The organism is Methanosarcinales archaeon (assembly GCA_014859725.1).
In the GTDB taxonomy this organism is placed as follows: domain Archaea; phylum Halobacteriota; class Methanosarcinia; order Methanosarcinales; family Methanocomedenaceae; genus Kmv04.
The window spans coordinates 1-2,332 of the sequence record JACUTQ010000244.1 but is presented as its reverse complement, the minus strand read 5'-3'; the positions used below and the strand labels follow the sequence as shown (position 1 = coordinate 2,332).

The following is a 2,332-nucleotide window of genomic DNA, read 5'->3' as shown; positions in this document are numbered from 1 at the left end:
CAAAGGAATGGACAGCTTGAACTTGAAATTTGATTCTTATATATGTACACAGAATGAGCATAATCAGTGGATGAAAGAACATTTAATCAAAATGGATGGGCATAACCAGCGCCTTGAGAAAATTCTTGAAAAGCTTGCAGAGAGATAGTACTATTATTCTGATAGAACTGATTATTTAAATTATATGTTTCAACAGTAGCGGCGCTTGGTAAAACCCCATGCAACCAACAGAGCATAAACCCACACAACAAATAAGCGTAAAAACGATATGAACGAATTCAAACCTAATTCACTGGGAGTTCGTTTAAGTTCGTATAAGTTCGCTGTTTACATCAGACCAGAATTTCAAATGACCATAATTTATTTACCGGATTATATGATAAAAGACAAAATCATTACAATAATGAAAATTCATTCTTTTTAATTTACTGATAAAAACATGCTCAAGCTAAATACCTTCTTCTCACGCATCATGTCCATCGAGCCGATACGGCAGCAGAGTATAGTGTCGCTTATCTGGCAGATAGCATTTACGTTCATCGGATTTTTGAGTACGATGTATTTTGCGCATGCGGTGGGTGCAGGTGTTCTGGGTGCGTATTTTCTGTTCCGGGCATATTTTGGCATCATAGGTCTTGTTACCGACGGCGGTTTTGGTGGAGCTGCGATCAAGCGCATCAGTGAGGGGGAAGTGACCCTGAGGGATCGGGAAAGCATTATTTGGTTCACCGCAAAGGGCGCAAAGATCGCAAAGCATTCTGTTGGGTTGGCTTTGCGTCCTTTACAGTGTAATATAATCTCAAATTATATATTTATAAAGCCATGGCGCCACTCCACCAACAACAACTGAATACAACTTCCCGGCCCAAGGTCAACAGATATTCTCAACCGGTGCAATATTCCCCTCCATCCCACCCCCTTAATCCAGACCACCAAAACCACAACGGCCGGCTGCCAACCTGCCGCCCTTGCGGGCAGCGGGTGCACGGTAATCGATTATAATGACAGAATAAATATATTTTGGCTAAAGTCCGACAAACGCAAAAATGCCTCCCGCACAACGTTTAAATATACATCTTACAATGAAAAGTTAAATATTAAAGGAAGACCAGAAATTGAATTCAATGATCATCGGTTAAGGATTTTGATTGATTAAAGCATGTCGATTTTCGAAATGCGAACGATAATTATGATTCTTTATCATTAGTTGAAATAGAACACGGATGACACTGATTTGACGGATTCCCACGGATATTTTAATATCAGTGCCAATCCGTTTTCCATCCCATTTTTCTCTCATAACCGATGACATTTGGAACAGTACTTCCTTAGCCATATAAGAAATGATAAAATACTTTGAGGATGTTTTAGACAGACACAGATTTGCTGTTACTATGTCCTTAAATCAGGTGGTTAAGTTTAATACTATTCAAATAAATGGGTTTTATTATGCAGAAATGTTATAATATAATGATTACAGGAAAAGTTCAAGATATTGGTTTTAGAGCTCTGATCGAGGATATTGCAAGGCTTTATGGCCTGAGGGGTTTTGTTTTTAACGATATTGACGATAGCATTAAAATTGTATGCTGTGGGGAAAATGGAGAAATTGCTGAATTTCTGGGAGAACTGCAGGCAAGAGGAGCTCATAAAGGATTGGTTATTGATGAAGTCTTTAAGGAAGAGATACCTTTTCAAATGTTTCTACCTCAAAAATTTCTGAGACTGTATACTGATGAACTTGCAGATATTGGCAGAAAGCTGGATACTGGAAATGAACTATTAAAAGGGATTAATAACGATACTTCGGCAATAAAAGATGGATTTAATTCTTTTGTAATGGAGCAGAAAGAACACAATCAATGGATGAAAGAACATCTAATAAAAATGGATGAACACAATCAGTGGATGAAGGATCACAATTTACGCCTTGAGAAAATCCTTGAAATACTTGTAAAAAAATAATCATATACCCAACTGAAATGGCATTTTTACCAAACATGGATTTACGTAAATGAACGCAGATTTTCAGGTAACGCATCCTCATTCATCAGCAGTTAGTTTTATTGCACCAACATATAATGTAACGGTCTCTATAAAACTTAAAATTTTAAGGTAACAACCATGACCAAAACAGCCCTGATAACTGGGATCACAGGCCAGGACGGCGCATACCTCGCCGGGTTCCTGCTAAACAAAGGATACATCGTACACGGCATAAAGCGGCGATCCTCTTCATTCAACACTGAGCGCATAAACCACCTGTACAAAGACCCGCACGAGAGGAACGTGAATTTCTTCATGCATTACGGCGACCTGACCGACTCCACGA

At 38.7% G+C, this 2,332-nt stretch carries 2 protein-coding genes and 1 pseudogene; all 3 read left to right on the top strand.

What is annotated here, in order from left to right; translation table 11 throughout:
* Window positions 1-439 precede the first annotated feature (439 nt).
* Window positions 440-691 (top strand): annotated as a pseudogene (locus IBX40_12790) (flippase).
* Window positions 692-1,449: 758 nt separating this feature from the next.
* Complete coding sequence (locus IBX40_12785) at window positions 1,450-1,965, top strand: acylphosphatase (protein MBE0525186.1); 516 nt, start codon at window positions 1,450-1,452, stop codon at window positions 1,963-1,965.
* Window positions 1,966-2,124: 159 nt separating this feature from the next.
* A partial coding sequence (locus IBX40_12780; GenBank protein ID MBE0525185.1) for a GDP-mannose 4,6-dehydratase occupies window positions 2,125-2,332 on the top strand: 208 nt, incomplete at its 3' end.